Raw genomic sequence first — 2,764 nt, 5'->3', positions numbered from 1 at the left:
AGGCGCCAGGCACGGATTTCCTGCCGGATGGCCTGCGTCGCCGCACCTTCGCGACCCCAATCAGAGTGGACGATGCGCGGCTCGATGCCCTTCAGGTCGAGCAGCATCGCCGGTGCCGGCGAGACGACCGGCACGTCAGCAAGCATGGCATCGCGCGCGGCCTCGACAGCCTTGATCTGCTCCAGCAGCAGTTCGAGCCTGTCGAGTTCCCGGCCGACCTGCGCCTGCAGATGTGCCGGCAAGTGTCGGCCGTCGCCGGTCTTGAGCGCCTCCAGTCGCTTGCGCCGGTCGCGGCGCAGCGGCTCATAACCGGATACGCCCTAGGCGGACAGCAGGCCTTTGACCCGGTTGACGTGGCGCACGCGCTCGTTCGTCAAGGCCTTGCGCTCACGCGTGATGCGGCGACCGTCCTCCTCCTCGAGCGCCGGCACCCGGAGCATCGCACACACCCGTGGCTCGCCTCGCTTGTAGGCCAGCAACGCCCGGACCAGCGCCTCACCGTCGATCTTGTCGGTCTTTGCGCGGCGGCGCCTGCGCGAAGTCGCAATCGACGCCGGATCGACGACGTGACTTTCGATCCCTTCGGCCTCCAACACGCGATGGATCCAGAAGCCATCGAGCCCGGCCTCCTGGATCACGATGATCGGAAAGCACTGCCCGGCCGGGCCTGCGCCTTCCTCTTGAGCTCGGCAAATCGCGCCAGCAGTCCGGCGCCGTCGCCGGCCACCACTGAATGCTTCGACATCTTCTCGCCGCCACCCGGCGACAGCGAGGTGATCAACCATTTCGAGCGGCTCAATTCCAATGAGACGAAGATGCGCCAAGATCGGTACGGATAGCGGTCGGCGCTTTGGATTGGTGAGCTGCAACGGGCGATGCTTGCCTCCAGGGGTAAGGTGTTGATTCAGCGACCTCACTTTGCCACAGCGCAGGTCGCTATCCACCCTCCTCATAGGATCTGGCTTGGACGGTGCGTTCTTGTCGCATTGTCGGCTCCGGCGGTTGCAGATTGTGCTTTGGAATCAGTCGCATGAAACCAAAGTGTACCTGAACCGCCGGGCCTTGCCTCCGCAAAATCACGATCAAAGCAAATGGTTTGTCGTTTATGGGCGGAAACTAGCCTAGCAGCCTGTCGGACTTGAGCGGAGGGCTCGGATGAGGTTCAGTTTTCATTGATTGATTCCTTCTCGATGAGCGGAGCAACGATGAACAATTTTCGCTAGGTCGACCGCCAGACGGGTTTTCTGCTGCCACCCTCGGTGGATGAATGGCTTCCGGAGCGGCATCTGGCGCGTTTCGTGGTGGAAATGATCGAGCAGTTGGACTTGTGGGCGATGGTCAAGGCCTATCGCGGCTCGGGCTCGGCCTCCTATCACCCGAGCGTCCTGCTGGGGCTTTTGGTCTACGGCTACGCCACCGGGGTGTTCTCGAGCCGCAAGCTGGAGCGGGCGACCTACGATTCGGTGGCGTTCCGCTTCATTGCGGCCAACGATCATCCCGACCACGACACCATCGCCACTTTCCGGCGGCGCTTTCTTGCCGATATCGAGCAACTGTTTGTGGAGGTGCTGGCGCTGGCGCGGGAGGCCGGCATGCTCAAGCTGGGCACGGTGGCGTTGGACGGCACCAAGGTACACGCCAATGCCAGCCGGCACAGCGCGCTGTCCTATGAGCATGCGAGCAAGATCGAAGCGCAGTTGCGGGCCGAGGTTCAGGAACTGATGGCGTTGGCGGAGGCGGCCGATCAGGCGGACGTGCCGGACGGCATGTCGGTGCCCAAAGAACTGGCCCGGCGCGAACAGCGCCTGCAACGGATTGCCGCGGCCAAGGCGGCGATCGAGGCACGGGCCAAGGAGCGGTTTTTGCGCGAGTAGGCCGAACATCAGGCCAAGCTGCAGGCGCGCGAGGAGAAGGCGAAGAAGACCGGACGCAAACCGGGTGGCAAGCCGCCGCAGCCGCCCACGGCGGGTCCGGGGCCGACGGACCAGGTCAATCTGACGGATGAGGATTCGCGCATCATGCCAGTGGCTGGCGGCGGCTTCGCGCAGGCCTACAATGCCCAGGCCGCAGTGGCGACGGGCAGCTGCTGGTGGTGACCAACGATGTGGTTCAAGCCGCCAACGACAAGCAGCAGATCGCACCGACGCTGGACAAGCTCGCCGCGCTTGGCGAGGCGCTGGGGAGCCCCGAGACCTTGCTGGCCGATAGCGGCTATTTCAGTGAAGCGAACGTCAAGGCCTGCGCGAAAGCCAGGATCGCGCCGCTGATCGCGCCGGTACGCGAGCGCCATCATCGCTCCTGGAAAGAGCGTTTCGCCGCCGCCCCGCAGGCGCCGGACGATCCGACAACGTTGCAGGCGATGGCGTACCGCCTGGCAACGCCCGAAGGCCGGCAAGCCTATGCCTTGCGCAAGCAGACCCCCGAAGTGGTGTTCGGCATCATCAAATCGGTCATGGGCTTCCGGCAATTCCACCTGCGCGGCCTCGAAAAGGTGAAAGGCGAGTGGAACCTGGTGACCCTGGCCTGGAACATGAAGCGGATGTTCGCCCTCAGCCAAGCCTGAGCCAGCAGCCGCACCCCCGTTCCTCAAGAGAAGTCCTGAAACCATGAAATCTTCACGTTCCAATGTGTGCTCAGTCCACTTCGCATGCCCCAGCCCGACAGGCTGCTAGTCTTAGTCTAGGGGGCTCACCAACTTTTTCTGGGCAAAATCACCAAACTGCATCATGGGCAGGACAAGGCTCGGCACCACGGACACGCCTAT

2 pseudogenes are annotated in these 2,764 nt (G+C 63.5%); one reads left to right on the top strand and one right to left on the bottom strand.

Going from position 1 to position 2,764, the window contains the following annotated elements:
• Window positions 1–837: pseudogene (locus tag NKI95_RS34115) on the bottom strand (IS110 family transposase); the annotation flags it as partial.
• Between the two features lie 407 nt (window positions 838–1,244).
• On the opposite strand from NKI95_RS34115, the pseudogene NKI95_RS34110 reads away from it, so the two are divergent.
• Window positions 1,245–2,563: pseudogene (locus NKI95_RS34110) on the top strand (IS1182 family transposase).
• Window positions 2,564–2,764: the final 201 nt, after the last annotated feature.

It is taken from the genome of Mesorhizobium sp. M0306 (assembly GCF_040321655.1).
Lineage (GTDB): Bacteria > Pseudomonadota > Alphaproteobacteria > Rhizobiales > Rhizobiaceae > Mesorhizobium.
This window is presented reverse-complemented; position numbering and strand designations above follow the sequence as displayed.